Source organism: Desulfosporosinus lacus DSM 15449, from assembly GCF_900129935.1.
GTDB lineage: Bacteria > Bacillota > Desulfitobacteriia > Desulfitobacteriales > Desulfitobacteriaceae > Desulfosporosinus > Desulfosporosinus lacus.
The window spans coordinates 808,170-826,023 of the sequence record NZ_FQXJ01000003.1; the positions used below are offsets into that span (position 1 = coordinate 808,170).

At 41.8% G+C, this 17,854-nt stretch carries 16 protein-coding genes and 4 tRNA genes; 16 read left to right on the plus strand and 4 right to left on the minus strand.

Translation table 11 applies throughout. The annotated features are described in order from the left end of the window. Window positions 1–45: 45 nt before the first annotated feature. From rph to BUB11_RS03845, 7 genes are all read left to right on the plus strand, one after another. Window positions 46–771: a ribonuclease PH gene (gene rph, locus BUB11_RS03815; RefSeq protein ID WP_073027988.1), complete on the plus strand. Its 726-nt coding sequence runs from the start codon at window positions 46–48 to the stop codon at window positions 769–771. Then, the gene (locus BUB11_RS03820) at window positions 768–1,367 is read left to right on the plus strand and encodes an XTP/dITP diphosphatase (RefSeq protein ID WP_073027989.1); all 600 of its coding nucleotides are present in this window, start codon (window positions 768–770) and stop codon (window positions 1,365–1,367) included. The genes rph and BUB11_RS03820 overlap by 4 nt, the downstream gene beginning before the upstream one ends. 264 nt (window positions 1,368–1,631) lie before the next feature. Continuing rightward, a tRNA-Pro gene (locus BUB11_RS03825) sits at window positions 1,632–1,708 on the plus strand. A gap of 65 nt (window positions 1,709–1,773) precedes the next feature. After that, window positions 1,774–1,850 (plus strand) — tRNA-Arg (locus BUB11_RS03830). A 19-nt stretch (window positions 1,851–1,869) separates the two neighbouring features. Beyond that, window positions 1,870–1,945 (plus strand) — tRNA-His (locus tag BUB11_RS03835). Between the two features lie 469 nt (window positions 1,946–2,414). After that, window positions 2,415–3,518, plus strand: coding sequence for a DUF5667 domain-containing protein (locus BUB11_RS03840; RefSeq protein ID WP_073027990.1), 1,104 nt, complete (start codon window positions 2,415–2,417; stop codon window positions 3,516–3,518). A gap of 172 nt (window positions 3,519–3,690) precedes the next feature. Then, the gene (locus BUB11_RS03845; RefSeq protein WP_073027991.1) at window positions 3,691–3,987 is read left to right on the plus strand and encodes a hypothetical protein; all 297 of its coding nucleotides are present in this window, start codon (window positions 3,691–3,693) and stop codon (window positions 3,985–3,987) included. 36 nt (window positions 3,988–4,023) lie between these two features. Here BUB11_RS03845 and BUB11_RS03850 read toward each other — a convergent pair whose 3' ends face one another. Continuing rightward, window positions 4,024–4,266, minus strand: a complete 243-nt coding sequence (locus BUB11_RS03850) for a cytoplasmic protein (RefSeq protein WP_242947443.1) — start codon at window positions 4,264–4,266, stop codon at window positions 4,024–4,026. 249 nt (window positions 4,267–4,515) lie between these two features. Between BUB11_RS03850 and BUB11_RS03855 the strand changes: the two genes are divergently transcribed. From BUB11_RS03855 to BUB11_RS03870, 4 genes are all read left to right on the plus strand, one after another. Further along, window positions 4,516–4,599, plus strand: a tRNA-Leu gene (locus BUB11_RS03855). 340 nt (window positions 4,600–4,939) lie between these two features. After that, window positions 4,940–5,356 (plus strand): ASCH domain-containing protein, encoded by a 417-nt coding sequence (locus BUB11_RS03860; protein ID WP_084110142.1) that lies wholly within the window; start codon window positions 4,940–4,942, stop codon window positions 5,354–5,356. Window positions 5,357–5,373: 17 nt separating this feature from the next. After that, window positions 5,374–6,387, plus strand: a complete 1,014-nt coding sequence (locus tag BUB11_RS03865) for a hypothetical protein (RefSeq protein ID WP_073027993.1) — start codon at window positions 5,374–5,376, stop codon at window positions 6,385–6,387. Between the two features lie 48 nt (window positions 6,388–6,435). Next, window positions 6,436–6,942: a GNAT family N-acetyltransferase gene (locus tag BUB11_RS03870; RefSeq protein ID WP_073027994.1), complete on the plus strand. Its 507-nt coding sequence runs from the start codon at window positions 6,436–6,438 to the stop codon at window positions 6,940–6,942. A 254-nt stretch (window positions 6,943–7,196) separates the two neighbouring features. Here BUB11_RS03870 and BUB11_RS03875 read toward each other — a convergent pair whose 3' ends face one another. Both BUB11_RS03875 and BUB11_RS03880 read right to left on the minus strand, forming a co-directional pair. Continuing rightward, window positions 7,197–7,577: a DUF4363 family protein gene (locus tag BUB11_RS03875; RefSeq protein WP_073027995.1), complete on the minus strand. Its 381-nt coding sequence runs from the start codon at window positions 7,575–7,577 to the stop codon at window positions 7,197–7,199. Window positions 7,578–7,583: 6 nt separating this feature from the next. Beyond that, on the minus strand, window positions 7,584–8,288 hold the full coding sequence (locus tag BUB11_RS03880) for a DUF421 domain-containing protein (RefSeq protein ID WP_073027996.1): 705 nt from the start codon (window positions 8,286–8,288) through the stop codon (window positions 7,584–7,586). Between the two features lie 269 nt (window positions 8,289–8,557). Here BUB11_RS03880 and tig point away from each other — a divergent pair, with 269 nt between their 5' ends. The 5 genes from tig to yihA all read left to right on the plus strand — a co-directional run bounded on the left by tig (window position 8,558) and on the right by yihA (window position 16,976). After that, complete coding sequence (tig, locus tag BUB11_RS03885) at window positions 8,558–9,841, plus strand: trigger factor (RefSeq protein WP_073027997.1); 1,284 nt, start codon at window positions 8,558–8,560, stop codon at window positions 9,839–9,841. 43 nt (window positions 9,842–9,884) lie between these two features. After that, window positions 9,885–11,150 (plus strand): ATP-dependent Clp protease ATP-binding subunit ClpX, encoded by a 1,266-nt coding sequence (clpX, locus tag BUB11_RS03890; protein WP_073027999.1) that lies wholly within the window; start codon window positions 9,885–9,887, stop codon window positions 11,148–11,150. Between the two features lie 264 nt (window positions 11,151–11,414). Continuing rightward, complete coding sequence (gene lonB, locus BUB11_RS03895) at window positions 11,415–13,163, plus strand: ATP-dependent protease LonB (protein WP_073028001.1); 1,749 nt, start codon at window positions 11,415–11,417, stop codon at window positions 13,161–13,163. Between the two features lie 81 nt (window positions 13,164–13,244). Next, window positions 13,245–15,665 (plus strand): endopeptidase La, encoded by a 2,421-nt coding sequence (gene lon, locus BUB11_RS03900; protein ID WP_073028002.1) that lies wholly within the window; start codon window positions 13,245–13,247, stop codon window positions 15,663–15,665. A 681-nt stretch (window positions 15,666–16,346) separates the two neighbouring features. Further along, the gene (yihA, locus tag BUB11_RS03905; protein WP_073028004.1) at window positions 16,347–16,976 is read left to right on the plus strand and encodes a ribosome biogenesis GTP-binding protein YihA/YsxC; all 630 of its coding nucleotides are present in this window, start codon (window positions 16,347–16,349) and stop codon (window positions 16,974–16,976) included. A 334-nt stretch (window positions 16,977–17,310) separates the two neighbouring features. Here yihA and BUB11_RS03910 read toward each other — a convergent pair whose 3' ends face one another. Continuing rightward, window positions 17,311–17,838 (minus strand): hypothetical protein, encoded by a 528-nt coding sequence (locus tag BUB11_RS03910; RefSeq protein ID WP_073028005.1) that lies wholly within the window; start codon window positions 17,836–17,838, stop codon window positions 17,311–17,313. Window positions 17,839–17,854: the final 16 nt, after the last annotated feature.

Below are 17,854 nucleotides of genomic sequence, written 5' to 3' on the forward strand. Positions count from 1 at the left end.
AAAACTCAGCAATAAGATTTGCCAAAGAAAGGTAAGGTTATCAATATGCAACGTTCCAATGGTCGGGCAAATGATGAATTACGTCCTGTGAAAATTTCGCGTCAATTCACTAACATACCTGAGGGTTCTGTTCTCATCGAGATCGGAGAAACAAGGGTTTTATGTACAGCCAGTGTTGAAGAAAAGGTACCTCATTTTCAGAAAGGAACAGGTAAAGGGTGGGTTACTGCGGAATACGCCATGATTCCACGAGCGACCCAAACACGGACCCAGCGTGAGGCTAGTAAGGGAAAGCTCACCGGCCGTACCATGGAGATTCAACGATTAATCGGCCGTGCCTTACGCTCAGTTATTGATCTAAAGAAACTCGGTGAACGAACAATCTGGTTGGATTGCGATGTGCTTCAAGCGGATGGTGGAACACGTACAGCGGCCATTACAGGAGCTTACGTAGCCATGATTGATGCGGTTCAATACTTGATGGAGAAGAAACTTATTCGAACAAATCCGGTTCAAGATACCTTAGCCGCAATTTCCGTGGGTAAAGTCCAGGGAAATGTCGTTTTGGATCTGGAATATGAAGAAGATTCGAAGGCAGAAGTCGACATGAACATCGTCATGACAGGCGCGGGGAAGTTTGTAGAAATCCAGGGAACTGCTGAAGATATTCCCTTTGATCGTACAGACTTGTATAATTTCTTGGAACTTGCCGAAAAGGGCATTCGTACTTTAATGGAAGTGCAGAAATCTGCCGTGGAAACAACTGCATGAAGATAATACTTGCAACTCAAAACAAAGGAAAAATTCGAGAGCTTCAAGAACTCCTTGTAGATGAAGAGATTGAGGTTCTTTCGTTACAAGATATTAAGGATTGGGAAGACGTAGAGGAGAATGGAAAAACCTTCGCTGACAATGCTTCTCTCAAAGCTAAAGCAGCCGTTAAGAAAACGGGGTTAATTGCCTTAGCTGATGACTCAGGGCTGGAAGTCGACGCCTTAGATGGGGCGCCGGGGGTCTATTCTGCACGTTTTGCCGGAGAACCGAAAGATGATGAACGAAATAACAACAAACTCCTTCAACTATTAGAAACCGTCCCGGATGATCAAAGGCAGGCCCGGTTCCGGTGTGCCCTAGTTGTGGCAACCCCTAAAGGGGAGGAATTTCTAACTGAGGGTACAGTCGAAGGGCAAATATTGACTCAACGTCGCGGAACGGATGGATTTGGTTACGACCCACTCTTTTTTGTGCCTGAGTATGCACGGACCATGGCCGAATTGACACTGGCTGAAAAGAATAAGCTCAGTCATCGAGCTCAAGCATTTCGAAAGGCGATCCCGATCCTCCAAGCCCTCAAAATCAAAGGTTAGATTCAGACCGTAAACCGAGCAGTTTTCTCAACTGGACATAGGGTCCTGGGTGATATTTCTTTAGTTATATGTTGGCATTCTATGAATGAGCTTTCAGATTCAACTTAAGATTCGCTTAAGATTCACCTTGAGACAAAGGATCATAAGTATCTAAAAAAAACTCTTAAAAATAGCTGAAAAAAGGCTGAAAAAATTCTCCAATATTTTTCGTTCTTTTCCTTGACGAATACTTAAAGATGAGCTATACTAATCAAGTCACCAAATCGGGGTATAGCGCAGCTTGGTAGCGCGCCTGCCTTGGGAGCAGGAGGCCGGGGGTTCAAATCCCTCTGCCCCGACCATTAATTCCCAGTTTTCCTTTTAGTTGAAGTGGTAACCTGGGTTGACAAATCGTATCCTTGAAACTGCGCCTGTAGCTCAGTTGGATAGAGCATCTGCCTTCTAAGCAGGTTGTCGGGGGTTCGAATCTCTCCAGGCGCACCAATTAAACAAAATTCCTATGGTGGGTGTGGCGAAGTGGTTAACGCACCGGGTTGTGGTTCCGGCATTCGTGGGTTCAAGCCCCATCACCCACCCCATAATACAAAGATTTCACCGAGAATTTATTCTCGGTGTTTTTGTGCTGGTCAGGTTATAAAAGTGCACTCTCCATGAGGATGCAAAGCGTATAAAAAGACGCTCACAATAGTATTCTCGTCAAAGGAAAAGAAAGGTCGTAGAAAATAAAGAATCATTACAAAATTTTCTCTTAAATGTCCAAAAAACCGCAACAATAATTATTTATTGCGGTTTTTTTAAATGCATATAGTTACATTGTTGCCATTTAGTAATATATTCTATTAATAATTAAAATTAAAGAGAGACGTTATTAAATATCTTTGATACTTAACAATAGACATCCAATTTTCTCGAAGGACCCCCTAAAAAAGAATCTAAGGTTCGTAAGATACTGTGTAAGGTGAATTTAGTATTAAGAGGGGAAGGAATATTAAATTCTAAACCAATTATTACTAAGTAAATTATTATTAAAAGGAAAGAGGGAATCTAATGAAAACGACAAAAACAATTAAAAAACAACTTGCGGTTGCCGTTGCAACAGCACTTTTGGCCCTTCCGCTAGGAACAACGTTGGTTCTTGCAGAAACAGCAGCCCAAGTGGAAACTGCAGCTACTACCACTGGCACTAGCACGGATACAACGAATACAGACACCGCCAGTACAGATATCGGGAGCGCGAATACAACAAGTGCAGTTGCCGCGAATACAGATAACGAAGATGAAGAATCAACGGCCGTTACTGATGCTGAGGGCAATGTAATCGATCCTGCCAATTGGTTATCCGATTTAATAGGAGAACTCAAAGTGGCTTTGGCCTTTGACCCAGCGCGCAAGAGCGAGTTAAATCAACAGCAGGCACTTGCAAAGCTGGCCAAAGCTCAGAAGTTGATGACTGAAGGTAAAACAGAAGAATCTGAGAAAGCTTTCAGTGAATACACGGATAAGATTACCCAGGCACAGGAATTTTTAGAGCAAGTTGAAGATCCTGACTCTGAAGAGGCTAAAAAGCTGGCCATCGCTCTCACAAATGTTAATCAAAATAACGTTAAGGTATTAGGCGATTTGTTAGATAAGCTTCCTCCGCAGGCCGCTCAAAGGTTAGCGCTCAATGTTGTGCGCTCCATGGAAAAGGCAGTTTCAAAAATGGAAAAACAGGAAGCAAAAATTGCCGCAGAAACCTCAACAGAAACTCTCCCGGAAACGGCTGAGAATTCAACTGAACCTGTAATAACACCGGCAACCGAAGACAAATCTTTGGAAAAACAAGCTAAAGCGGCGTTAAAGGAATTTAAAAAATCACTTAAACATAATAAAAACATCCAGCTTGAAGATGATGAGGACCAAGATGATGAAGACCAAGACCAAGACCAAGACCAAGACCAAGACCAAGACCAAACAGCAACTGAGGCTGATGAAGTAACATCTGCCAATAGCCAGCCGACTTCTGTGACTGTTGCTCCTGCAAAATCGCAGTCGGCACCTTCCGGTGACCGATCGTCTGTAAAGAACAATGAAGAACGCAACAAACAGAGTGAAAAAGGAAATGACAGAGGCGGAGACAAAAAACAAGATAACCAACGAGACGATAAATAAAAGATCACCTTCAAGTCAGGTGATCCGCAAATTGACGGCTAAAGCGACTCTTTGGAGTCGCTTTTCTCTTGGAAAGAGGTATATAGGTTCAAAGGATCAAATCTTTTTGAACCCTATATAATACGTGTTATACTTACTCCGTGAGAAACTGTGAAGATGAGGGGGAAAGATAATGAGCAAAGCGAAGCCGAGTCCTGATGATCTGCGCCGCTTGATCGGATACACGATGATTACATTTTTGAGTGTATTTTTGTTTCTCCCATTGTTATGGTTTGTCCATCTATTTTCACCTGATCAAGAACTTTATGTACCTTGGGGTATCTGTTCTGGTTTCTTAGTTATTTTCAATATCCTGTTTTATCACTGGAAGTACCCCGAAAATTGGCTTCGGAATTTACTGGCTTTAGTTGGAGTTAATCTGCTGATCTTAATCTTTGAATATTTTTGGCTAATGCAGAGCATGGGCTGATCTTGGGAATTGAAGTCACCGATTCATCTTCAAAAACTAGAACCAATAATCTTTCATTTTATTTAAAAATTCCACTGTGACCGGGTAGTTGGAACTTTCTCCGATGATAGAGTCAATTCCACAATAAGGACATATAGCTGTACCATCTTGTTCTTCAATCCATTCCGTGATCTCATTGGGGTTGAATATCATTAAACAATTAAAACATCCACACTTGTGATCATTTAACAATTGCCTTCTGTGGCTAGAACAATATTTATGCGCATCAATATGATCCATCATAATTACCTCCTTTTTAACAAGGTCAACAAGAAGACCCCGACTTCAAAACTCCGCAGTGTTTAAGTGGGGGAGTGTTCAACACAAGGAGTATTGTAACCAGAACATTTCAGAAATAGTTGCGTCTAATATTACATTGCGGGTGATTGATTATAAACCAAAAATTACCCCATGGGATACTGTAAAAACCTAACACTTGTCATACCCTAAAAATTATGGTAGAATTCTCTTTGTTGCAACAATTATCTTGCGAGAGTGGCGGAACTGGCAGACGCACTGGATTTAGGTTCCAGCGGGTAAACCGTGCAGGTTCAAGTCCTGTCTCTCGCACCAATTAAGCTAGTTAAAGGCAGTTGACCTATAAAGGGTTAACTGCCTTTTGTGGTTCGCCCTGAGTAAGCATAGTCATAGTCTAAGGGTAAGTCCCTAACACACCCTGATAGTGGGAAGTGTACAGCCAAAACCAAGGGCGTCCATCATGAGAATGTAATTCGTTGATTGCCTGAGTAACTTATGAACACGGTAGTCTGAAGTAATATAACTTCTATTTGTAAATATATTGCAACATGATGAAATAGGCTATATTATTCGAATAAGATTAAGGAAAAAGAAGGAAAACTTTGAACTTTTATAGAATAGAAATATTAACCAAATAAGATTGAAGGTCTAAGTAATGGCGTTTTATGATTTAGCCAATTTATTATCAGAATATATCATGCCTAATGAACAATGTTGTTTAATGTCTATTAAGCCAATTTTCGTCAATAGAATGTTAGAGGGCATCAAGATTTACGAATATCGTCGAGTAAGATTTAGGACCTTACCTCATAAAATCTTTATCTACTCCACTTCTCCAGAAAAAAGCATAATTGGATTTTTTACGCCTGAAATTTTCTATTGTGATACTCCAGCCGAAATATGGCAAAGAACTTATATACATTCAGGTTTATCGAAGCAAGAATATGATTTATATACAAATAATGCTCAATTAGTAACTGCAATAAAAGTTAGAAAAATAATTCAATTTGATAAACCTATAAATCCTTATATGACTGCATTTAAGCCTCCACAATCTTTTTATTATCTTTAGTATAGGAGTATTGATTAATGAGTGAAAGTTTTGCCATTTGGTACGAACCGACTGTGGGGAATAAAGAGCTAGATGTAGATTTACATGTTAACCTTTGGAAGTTACCAGAATCAAATACAAATATATTAAGAAAAACATTTGGTAGATTTGTTGATTTTGGTATACGTACCACAGAAGCTCAATACATTAAAAGTCTTTTTATTGGAATTCCGTTAAAGTATGATGTTTCTAAAGAAAAAAAAGAATATGAAAAAGAAAATGATGAAAATGATATAAAACTATCTGATTTGGGAAAAGTACTTTGTAATAACGATAAGTTACTCCCAGCTTTATTTAATGAAGATTATGAAAAGAGAACAAATGTACAAAATCCAAAATTCAGCGCAATACATTTAACAAATAATGGAGATTTGCAATTTCATGTATGCCATATCGATGTTAAAAATGATGTAACTGTTAAGTACTGTTATGGGTACAAGATTTTTAAAATAGATGTATGCGCAACGGGTTCTATTCAGGACTGTTATTTTCGTTTTAGGCTTATTGGCTCAAGTCTGACAGATATGTTATCGGAATTGGAAAAACCTAGTAATGCCAGACTGCAAAGTGCATTCTCTATAGTTGAAGTTATAGATTTCCGTGTAAACGAAAAAAGAAATATTACAAACAATTCGTTGCAGTTTGAAATGAGTAAAGGGATCATTAACTTTAAAAAATTTAATTTTTTCTTTATGTGCAGTTCTACTGAAGAAATAAGCTTCTTCTCTCACGGTCCTTTCAAGCGCTGTAGAACACTTGAAGCAGATTTATGGAAGAGTTATGTTAACCTAAGTGGCAATTATATAGACACTGGTAAAAAGAATAATTTACTGGTCTATCAATGGTCTATCAAATCTAGGAATAGTATTAATGCCATGATAAAAACAAAATTTGAGAACAATAATTGGGCTACTATTATATTATATGTTATAATACTTGGTATCCTCACAATCAGCTTTAATTTGATAACTAACTTGATATCGACATGGTAACTAATTTAACAAGAATGAACACATTTCCCAAGAAAGGAAATGAGTAAAATGAACATGAAAACTATAATGCTCAATAATAAGACGATTAAATATTTACCTGAGAAATACATTGTTTCAATTTATAATGAACTTAAAGGGTTGAACGGTATTTATCCAGGATTTAATAACTGGTATTTCAATTCGGTGGTTAATGGATTAAATCTAAATTCCAGAAGTATTGTATTAAAAATCAATGGTAGCAATATTATGGCTCTTGCAATTTTGAAAGATACAATTGAGGAAAAAAAGATTTGTACACTTTTTGTTAAAAATAAGTTTAAAGGATTAGGAATAGGTCGTGACTTGATGAGTCAGTGCTTGTATACGCTCGACTACCCTAAACCGATAATTACTATTTCGGCTAATAGGATGAAAGAGTTCAAAACTCTAATAAAAGAATTTGACTTTAAACTATTTGAAGAATATAAATCATACTATGTAAATGGGTTAGATGAGTACTCGTTTAATGGGTTACTAACAGATAGTGAGATAAAACAGTCATTTGAAGCTATCTAATATTTATAATTTAACGCGGGTGACTGATATCGAAGAAGAACAATTATTATTTAGAAGCTTTAGAAGGAGATAACCCAATCCTTTCTGATTTAGAAATAGACAAAATTTAGAGAAGCATGAGAATACATTGGAGAGAAGTGCGAATCTGTAATAGGATTTGCACTTCTTTTTGACTTTGTTGAAATTTCTTTTTTGCACCTAAACATAGACCTTAGGTTTTAGGAGACATAGGTCATTTTTTGGTAAAATATAGATCAAAGAACGTTCTTTAAAGTAAACTTTTCCTTCTCATGAAGGTTCTCAAATAAAATTTTTAAGGTTGACACTTCAGCAAGGGAAAGTGTGACATCTTGCCTGGCAAGGAGGCTTTCTAACCGACTCAGGCTCATATCAATCGTATCGATTTCTTCATGATCGAGGAGAATGCTCCACCAGGTGTTGCTTTTATCCCAACTTTGGTGAACAGTGCTCAATTCCTTTTGGGCCCCCTCCCATTTTTCAATTGAGATGGATTGTTCGAGAAGCTCAAGATGCTCCCCTGCTGTATGAGTCGTGGTTTGAATATACCGATAGGAAGTAAAAGAACCTCCTAATAATAGCATGACAATGACAACAATGGTTAAAAGGGTGCGCAACGGGTTTCACCTCACACTATGTTTTGAGTTTGATTTTTTCGTTGCCTTAGCTTGCACGTAGAGTTTTCCTGAGGAATCAAGGCTGGCAATGAGGACATCTTCGATCTGAGAAATCTGTTGTTTTTCGAGTTCGCTTTTTAACCAGTCCAGATCTTTCTTGCTTTGCTCTAAGTAATTCTTTTTTAGTTTGCCATCCATGATAATCGTGAGGGGCAGTCCTTCGTATGGCGGTTTTATACCGAAATCCTCTGGAATGGTTGACCTTTTTTGCGCTTTAGGAAAAACGCTTATTTGTCCGTTGTTTTCTAAAATCGCAAATTCTACGTCGGCGATGTTTGGGACGTTATTTAAGCGAAGCTCTTCCAGCAGATCGCTGATGTTATAACAGTTTCTGCTTAGTTCCTTCTCCGAAATCTTTCCGCGATTGATGAGGATACTCGGTCTGCCACAAATAATATCTCTAGCCCTTTCACTCTTCAAGGAAATGTAGGCTAAGCTCTGGCTTGCAGAGAGGAGAACCAGAATGGGTATTATGCCACTGAGGAGTGGAACCCCGACGTTTTCACTTGGCACGGCAGCCAGTTCGGATATCATGAGAATAACAACTAACTCAAAAGGCTGTAATTGGCCGATTTCCCTTTTTCCCATTAGGCGCAGGGCAATGATGACCACAATGTATAGAATAAGGGTTCTGACGACAACAATAAGCATGTTGGTCTCCTTTCTTTCATGCTCCGGAGGTTATTTTTATAAAGATTATTTTACCCTGAATAGTTAGAGTTATCCGTGACGCACTGCTCAAGGATTGCTCAAGATTGATCATTTGATTAGAAGAAGTAAGTCTGGTATAATTGATTAGTAAATTTTATAGATGTATTTGGCTTAAGCGGGGGTTTGTAGTCTTTAAAAAACGGCAAGACTAACGAAGTATCCACAGCTGCCTTGCACATATACTAAACAGTGTTTAAGGGGGAGAACATATGTCAGTCTCAGTAGAAAAGCTAGAAAAAAATGTTGTAGCTTTGGAAGTTACCGTTGAAGCCGAAAAATTTGTCAGCGCGGTGAATCAAGCGGCCAAAGTATTAGCTAAAAAAGTGAATGTTCCAGGGTTTCGCAAAGGTAAAGCTCCACGTCGCATGGTTGAACAACACGTTGGAAAAGAAGCCCTTTATGATGAAGCGTTAGATCAATTAGTTGGACCAGCTTATGCTGAAGCAGTTATCGAAAGCGGTATCGATCCCGTTGATCGTCCGAGTGTCGATTTAGTTCAAATCGAAGAGGGTAAAGACTTGATTTTTAAAGCAAAAGTCATGGTCAAGCCGGAAGTTGAACTTGGAGACTATAAAGGACTTAAGGTCGAACAAGGGGCAGCTGTTGTCACTGAAGAAGAAGTAAATGAAGCGCTGAAAAGCAAGCAGGAACAGCACGCTCGCCTTATCACCCTCGAAGAGGGCAAAGTGGAAAATGATGACACTGTCACCTTAGACTTTGAAGGGTTTACTGACGGAGTTGCCTTCATTGGCGGTAAAGCCGAGAACTATGAACTTGTCATCGGATCCGGAACCTTTATTCCAGGTTTTGAAGAGGGTTTAATTGGTACTGAAATCGGACATCCTGTTGATGTCAACGTTACCTTCCCAGATGAATATCATAGTTCAGAGCTTGCAGGAAAAGAAGCTGTCTTTAAAACAGTCATCAAAAAAATTCAGCGTAAAGAACTTTCAGCTCTGGATGATGAATTTGCAAAAGATGTTAGTGAATTTGAGACTCTGGATGAATTGAAAACCGATTTGCGGAATAAATTAATGAAGACCACCGAAGTAAGAGTTAAAGACGAACATGCAAAAGCAATCGTCGCTAAAGTGGTAGACAATGCCAGCGTCGAAATTCCTGAAGTTATGATTACTGAAAGAATCAGAGTAATGTTGGATGATTTAAGCCGCAATCTTGCCCAGCAAGGCATGACCCTTGAGCAGTATTATCAGTATACGAACTCAACCGAGGAGGTTATGCAGGAGCAAGTGCGCCCTCAAGCTGCGGAAAGCGTCAAAATGGATTTAGTTTTAGAAACTATTGCTAAAGCAGAAGGAATTGAGGTCACGGAAGACGAAGTAGACGAAGAGATCAAGAAAGTAAGTGAGCGTCACGGTCAAGACGCTGCATTACTCAAACAGACCCTTATAGCGCGTGGGGAGCTCCCGTTCTATAAACAAAGCATGACTAGTCAGAAGACGGTCAGCTTCTTAGTAGAACAGAACACCTAAACCCGACGCCTTGGGGGGAATTCTGAGGTATAGAGGTGAGAGGATGGCAAAATACACCGAAGATAAAAATCAACTCAAGTGTTCATTTTGCGGCAAGACCCAGGAACAAGTCAAAAAATTAGTTGCTGGTCCGGGCGTTTATATTTGTGATGAATGCATTGAACTTTGTAATGAGATTATCGAGGAAGAGCTTACGGATGATTTGGGCGTTGAGATTGGAGACATTCTTAAACCCAAAGAAATTCGGGCGATCATTGACCAATATGTTATTGGCCAAGAACAAGCGAAAAAGGCACTTTCAGTCGCAGTCTACAATCACTACAAGCGAATTAACTTGGGCATGAAAATTGATGATGTAGAATTACAAAAATCAAATATTATCATGTTGGGACCCACAGGTTCAGGAAAAACTTTGTTGGCCTCGACGCTGGCTAAGGTTCTTAATGTTCCCTTTGCCATTGCAGATGCCACGTCACTAACCGAGGCAGGCTATGTAGGTGAGGATGTTGAGAATATTCTCTTGAAATTAATTCAAGCTGCTGACTACGATGTGGAAAAAGCAGAAAAGGGTATTGTCTATATCGACGAGATTGATAAGATTGCCCGCAAATCTGAAAATCCCTCCATTACCCGAGATGTCTCAGGCGAAGGAGTTCAGCAAGCCTTGCTGAAGATTCTTGAAGGAACGGTTGCCAGTGTACCTCCGCAAGGCGGTCGCAAACATCCCCACCAAGAATTTATTCAGTTAGACACCACGAATATTTTATTTATTGTCGGTGGAGCTTTTGACGGGATTGAAAAAATCATTCAAAACCGAGCCGGACAAAAAACCATGGGTTTTGGCGCTACTATTCCCAACAAGGTCAATTTAAATGTCGGTGAAACTCTGAAAGGAATCCTGCCCATTGACCTTCAGAAATTTGGGTTGATTCCGGAATTTGTTGGGCGTTTACCCGTCATTGTAACCCTTGAGGCACTGGATGAAGCAGCCTTGGTTCGAATCCTGACAGAACCCAAGAATGCTCTCATTAAGCAGTACCAAAAGTTAATGGAGCTTGATGGTGTAACCTTAGAGTTCAAAGATGCAACCCTTACCTCGATAGCTTCCGAAGCGATTCGCAGGAACACGGGAGCGCGAGGACTTAGGTCGATTCTTGAGGATCTCATGCTCAACGTCATGTATGATTTGCCTTCGCGTAATGACGTTTCAAAATGCGTCGTTACACCGGAAGTGGTCATGAAGAAAGAAGAGCCTCTTTTAGTTATGACGGATAAGGTTAAAAAGGGTAAGAAAGAAGAGTCGGCTTAAGTAAAGTGTGATATACAGTTTTTAAGGCTTCACATTTACTGAAGTTCAGTATCGTGTGTCGAAGTTGTATATCGGCATTACACATTGAATATTTTGCTTGGTAAGTTTACTGGGCATCTAATAAAGTTCAGTCGAAAAACGCCAAACACCGGGTCGCTTTATAAGCATCCCCGGTGTTTTTTTTCTTGTCCTCCTTTCTAAGGGTTTTTTCCCCACTTTATGGCAATACTAAATAAGAGAGATTGCTAGGAGGGAAATTTGTGCATGAATGGACTCAGCGGAATAGTCATGATGGTTCAGTTAATATTTGCCGTTGTGATTGGGCTTTACTTTTGGGGAATGCTCAAGTCTCAACAGGGAAATAAAGTCTCCGTAGAACGAGAATCACGCAAAGAACTTGAAAAACTGCAAACTATGCGAAAGATTGCTTTAACCACCCCTTTATCAGAGAAGACTCGACCCGTACATTTTGAGGAAATTATTGGGCAAAAAGAAGGAATTAAAGCCTTGCGAGCTGCCTTGTGCGGCCCAAATCCACAGCATGTACTCATCTATGGACCTCCCGGTGTCGGCAAAACCGCCGCCGCTCGCTTAATCTTAGAAGAGGCTAAGAAAAATACTCTGTCTCCCTTTAAAGGAAGTGCTCATTTCACTGAAATTGATGGTGCAACTGCACGTTTTGATGAGAGAGGAATTGCAGACCCTTTGATAGGCTCGGTTCATGACCCCATTTATCAGGGGGCCGGTGCCATGGGTTTAGCGGGAATTCCCCAGCCTAAACAGGGAGCCGTCACCAAAGCACACGGCGGGATTTTATTTATCGACGAAATTGGGGAGCTTCATCCAATTCAAATCAACAAGCTTTTAAAGGTTTTAGAAGATCGTAAAGTAACCCTGGAAAGCGCCTATTACAGCTCGGAAGACTTAAATATTCCACAACATATTCACGATATATTTCAAAACGGTCTGCCGGCGGATTTCAGACTTGTGGGGGCAACCACTCGGAGCCCGGATCAAATTCCGCCTGCCATCCGCTCCCGGTGTATGGAAGTTTACTTTCGGGGATTGCTTCCGGATGAAATAGCAGAAATCGCTCAGGTAGCTGCAGCCAAGATGGAAATTCCCATTACCCCGGCGGCGGTTGAAGTCATCAAACAGTTTGCCAGTAATGGCCGGGAAACCGTAAATATGGTTCAGCTTGCCGCAGGAGTGGCCCTCACCGATCAATTGCCGGAAATCAATGTGGAAATTGTAGAATGGGTTGTAGCAACCGGCCAATACGCTCCCCGGCCGGATAAAAAAGTACCGACAGAGCCCTGTGTTGGGGTTGTGAACGGTCTTGCCGTCTATGGTCCCAATATGGGAAGACTTCTGGAGTTAGAAGTCACGGCTCTTCCTGTAACTCCGGGCACCGGCGAACTGTTGGTGACGGGGATTGTGGAGGAAGAAGAACAAGGGGATTCAGGGAAGAAGTTTCGCCGTAAAAGTATGGCTCGAAGTTCAGTGGAAAATGTCTTGACTGTTTTGAGACGGCAAATGGGAGTGGAACCTAAAAATTTTGATATCCACGTCAACTTTCCGGGGGGAGGTCCTGTGGACGGTCCCTCTGCTGGAATTGCCATTGCAACCGCTACAGTGTCCGCTATACGCCAAGAAAAAGTTGACAATTATTTGGCTATGACCGGGGAACTTTCCATTCGTGGGCGGGTTAACCCTATAGGGGGCGTGGCGGCTAAGATTGAGGCTGCCAAACAGGCCGGGTGCAAACGAGTTTTGATTCCTAAAGAGAATTATCAAGAACGTTTTTCAGAGTTTAAGAAGGAGATAGAAATTATTTCGGTGGAAGAACTCTCAGAAGTTCTTGAGCTTGCGCTGACCCCAAAAATTAAGCTGGAGAAAGTCGAGACCCGGCCTCCGATTGAAGAGGTTTTAAGCAGATTGGATTTTGGAGTGGTTAATAAGGCGGTTACAAACATAGTCGCCAATTTGCCTGATCAAGGCAAAACATGTTAGAATAGTTCAAGATAAGTTTGGCACACTAAGCTGTAGTGTGTCTTTTTTTCTCAAGATTTTTTCAAAATGGGGGGATATTCGTTGATAAAAGAACGTGAATTACCATTACTCCCGTTACGTGGGATTCTTGTTTTCCCTTATATGGTCATTCATCTGGACGTAGGCAGAGAACGGTCTATGGCCGCGATTGAAAAAGCCATGCTCGATGATCGAATTATACTTTTGACGTCCCAAAAAGAGACGGAGATTGATTCGCCAAATCCGGATGATTTGTATGAGATGGGCACAATTGCTGAAATAAAGCAACTCCTAAAACTTCCGGGAGGCACTATGCGAGTCTTAGTCGAAGGGATTTCCCGAGGCCGAATTCTTGAATTCCTTGAGGAAGACGAGTATTTTAGAGTGCGTGTTGAGGAATTAGAAGAGGAAACGAAATCTCTGACGCCGGAGTTAGAGACACTGGTGCGAGGAATGACCCATCAGTTTGAAGAATATGCCAAACTGGGTAAACGGGTTCCCCTGGAAACCATCGGAACAGTGTTAGCTGTTGAGGAACCCGGACGATTAGCGGATATTGTGGCATCCCATCTGAACCTGAAGGTACCGGACAAACAAACAATTTTAGAAGCGATGTCAGTCGAGCTGCGGGTGGAACGTTTAACTGAACTTATTATGCGTGAGATTGAACTTCTGGAATTAGAACGGCGCATCGGGCAAAGAGTTCGTAAGCAAATGGATAAAGCGCAGAAAGAATACTATTTGCGGGAACAAATGAAGGCGATCCAGAAAGAGCTGGGAGACAAAGATGAGCGTCAAGCTGAGGCGGAAGAATACCGAGAGAAAGTAGCCAAGGCCAAATGCCCTAAAGAAGTTGAAGAAAAAGCACTTAAAGAAATTGAGCGTTTAGAGAAAATGCCTCCTTCTTCGGCAGAGGGCACAGTCGTTCGTACTTATTTAGATTGGCTTTTAGTCCTGCCCTGGAACAAGTCTTCCAGAGATAAAATTGATCTGAATCGGGCAGAGGAAATTCTGAACGAGGATCATTATGGTCTGGAGAAAATCAAAGAGCGGATTCTAGAGTTCTTGGCAATCCGTAAACTAACCCCGAAAATGAAAAGTCCAATTCTTTGCCTAGTGGGACCTCCCGGAGTTGGGAAGACCTCCTTGGCCAAATCGATTTCCAGATCCCTAAATCGAAAGTTTGTGCGCATGTCCTTGGGCGGATTGCGTGATGAGGCTGAGATCAGGGGGCATCGACGCACTTATATTGGGGCCTTGCCGGGACGAATCATTCAAGGGTTGCGTACCGCCGGAACTCGTAATTCTGTCTTTCTTCTAGATGAAATCGACAAAATGTCATCGGACTTCCGTGGTGACCCGGCTTCTGCTCTGTTAGAAGTGTTAGATCCAGAACAAAACAGTACTTTCACAGATCACTATTTAGAAGTGCCCTTTGACCTCTCCCAAACTCTGTTTGTGTTGACGGCTAATACTTTACACACGATTCCTCGCCCGCTCCTTGATCGGATGGAGGTAATCACCCTAAGTGGGTATACAGAAGATGAGAAGGTCAATATCGCCAGCCGTTATCTCGTTCCTAAACAATTAGAAGCCCATGGACTTACCAAAGAAGTCTTTACGTTGGAGGAGGATGTCCTGCTCAAACTGGTTCAAGGGTATACCAGAGAATCCGGAGTACGGGGGCTTGAGCGACAAGTGGCCAACCTTTGTCGGAAAATAGCTGTCCGTTGGGTGAAGAAGGAATGGGAACCTCATACTTTAACAGTTGAAGATTTACAATCCACTCTGGGAGTTCCCCGTTATCATTTCCAAGTAGCGGCGAAGGCTCCTGAAATCGGAGCAGTAACGGGACTTGCCTATACGGAAGTAGGTGGGGTGGTTCTCACGGTAGAAGTAACCCCTCTGCCGGGCAAAGGAAGGTTAACCTTAACCGGCCAACTGGGGGATGTCATGAAGGAATCGGCTCAAGCGGCCTGGACCTTTATCCGGGCATATGCCCTTCAACTGGATATTGAAGAAGACTTTTATGATCGAACTGATCTTCATATTCACGTTCCGGAAGGTGCAACCCCTAAAGATGGTCCTTCTGCAGGGATTACCATGGCCACTGCAATGGCATCTGCTATAGCAAAGCGATCAGTTCGCTCGGATCTGGCTATGACGGGTGAAATAACCTTGCGCGGCAATGTATTGCCTATCGGTGGCGTAAAAGAAAAGGTTTTGGCAGCCCACAGGGCAGGAATTAAAGTGGTACTTCTTCCTGAGGAAAATCGCAAGGACCTGGAAGATGTTCCGGAGAATGTTCGCAAAGTCATGGAATTTCACTTTGTCAGCCGAATTGAGGAAGTGTTGAAGCTGGCGCTTTTGCCGCTGGCTCATTCGGATAAGCTTCAGAAGGATATGCCGGTTCATTCTGTGTATGGACAGGGTGGGATACCGGATTCGGTGCCGAGATCAGAGGAGAGGCCGACGACCTGCTAGGGAGGGTCGCGAGACGCTGTTTAGGGTCCTTCTGGGGAGAGGGTCGCGACACACTTGTTCAGCCGTGCGGTCGTCGTGCCAAACTAGGGCTTTAATCCGTTATGAAAGCGGCAGGGTTCCCGGCCAATGCGACGTCCGTGTCGCATGGCCGGCGGAACACGTCCGTGTGTTCCGCCCTGCTGGATGAAAGCGGATTAAAGCCGAGTTTGGCTACGACTCACGCATAGGCATCACGCCGTGTGATCGCGACCCTCTTGGGTTTCAGGTACCCGGGGGAAGGTTGGGGATTCCTCTGGGGGGAGGGTCGCGACACACTTGTTCAGCCGTGCGCTCGTCGTGCCAAACTAGGGCTTTAATCCTAATGAAAGAGAGCAGGGTTCCCGGCCAATGCGACGTCCGTGTCGCATGGCCGGCGGAAAACGTCCCTGTTTTCCGCCCTGCTGGATGAAAGCGGATTAAAGCCGAGTTTGGCTACGACTCACGCAAAGGCATTCACGCCGTGTGATCGCGATCCTCTTGGGCTTGATGATGAAGGCACCGGGAGATGGTTCGAGGTTCATTATGGGAGGGGCATGTCACACTTGTTCTGCCGTGCGCTCGTCGTGCTAAAATGAAGCTAGGGGAAAACGAATGTAAGTTAGAGTGCAAGTCAAGAAAAATTGCACGAAAGGAAGAGGTATCTTGATAGTCATTAAGAAGGCAGAGTATGTAGCTTCTGCTGTAAAATATGAGCAATATCCTGTTGATGGATTGCCGGAGATAGCGATGGCTGGGCGGTCAAATGTTGGTAAGTCATCTCTGATTAACAGTTTTTTAGGACGGCGTAACCTTGCGCGAACGGGGAATACACCGGGGAAAACTCAAACCTTGAATTTTTATAGAGTCAATGATGGTTGGTTTTTAGTTGACTTGCCCGGCTATGGCTATGCCAAGGTCGCCAAGACGGTAAATGCCCAATGGGGTCCTATGATGGAGCATTATCTCAAAAAGCGTGAGCCTTTGCGTGCGGTTATTCAAATTGTCGATATTCGACATGCACCGAGCGTTGAAGATATCGAAATGCAGCAATGGTTGCGAACTATGCAGGTTCCAACCATGATCGTGGCAACCAAAGTCGATAAAATTGCACGTGGTCAGTGGGCTAAACACTTGAAGGTTATCGCCAAAGCGTTAGATATCCAAGATGTGTCGCTGATCCTGCCCTTTTCGGCACAGTCAGGGGTTGGTAAAACCGAGCTGAATGAGGCAATTGAAGAGATCTTGGGTTTAAACCAGGAAAGTGCAGCGGAAGCCGCGAAGAGCGATTCTTAGGAATCTACTTATCAATACGGATTAAAGGGTTAGAGGGAAAGACTAAAATATCATTGGGATCGTCGGTTCCTTAATTAAATTTATAGTGAAATTAACTATAGAGGGTTTAAGCTATGCCTATCTATAGTTAGTAGTGTACTAAAACCAAGATAATGTATGGTAGACAACGTTTGAGTTTTAGTAAATGTACTAAAAATGTTATAAAGAAGACACGCTTAGATATTGCTAAACGTGTCTTTTTAGTTCGGAATGTTTGAATATTTGAAGATATACAATCCTATTACGTAGTATTAAGAATGATGTGAATCATTTTTATGGCAAAAGGTAGCTAAACTTAAAATATTGAGTGAAAAACATATAAGCTTACAAAGCCAACCAAAATAATAGCAAGTACAATGCCTATGATTATATTCCACCCTAAATCCTCATTAGCAGTTTTAGACTTCTTTATTGTTAAAATGGAAGCATGATTTGTTAGAAAAATTAGGACCATAATTACAATTGCAAACGGAAAATATTCTCTATAATTAAATAAAGGTCTTGCATCAATCTTAGTCATTAACCTTATTTGTGTAAATGCATTAAATCCTGTGATGGCCGAAAAGAGGTAATAACTTATTATATTCATCCTTCTCTTTTTCCTAATGAAGTCACTACCCTTTTCACTGTAGGCACTGTATAATCCTGGATTCGTAAAACTTAGAAATTTATCGTAGTATTCTGTTTTAATGCTAAATAAGATAGCCTGTACCAAAAAAATAATTGCAAATATAAGTAGAGTTATACCAGTTCCTAAAGTGTTAGACATTGAAAAAACTATTAATAGTAGTAATGCCAACATACCAACTGATTTTAGATTCATTTATAATCCCTCTCCA